Origin of the sequence: Sedimentibacter sp. B4, assembly GCF_000309315.1 — a bacterium.
GTDB lineage: Bacteria > Bacillota > Clostridia > Tissierellales > Sedimentibacteraceae > Sedimentibacter > Sedimentibacter saalensis.
Genome location: NZ_CANG01000668.1, coordinates 1 through 207, shown reverse-complemented (window position 1 = coordinate 207; position 207 = coordinate 1). Strand labels below are relative to the sequence as shown.

The 207-nt window shown below is 70.5% G+C and carries 1 pseudogene; it reads left to right on the top strand.

Going from position 1 to position 207, the window contains the following annotated elements:
* Nucleotides 1-124: pseudogene (locus BN358_RS26780) on the top strand (nucleoside kinase); the annotation flags it as partial.
* Nucleotides 125-207 lie beyond the last annotated feature (83 nt).

Sequence of the window (207 nt, the reverse complement as noted above, 5' to 3'; positions counted from 1 at the left end):
GGCCGAACGCGAGCTCGTGCTGCGCCTGCGCGAGACGAAGGAGGACCTGCCCGACGGCACGGTGATCGACGCCACCGCGCCGCTCACCGACGTCGTCGACGAGATCCTTCGGCTGAGCGCCTGAGCGCAAGCGGTGTCAGTTTCGCGGTGGTCGGGCAGCGCCGGATCTGCCGGTGTAGGCGATGCCCAGCCTGACCGTGGCCCACA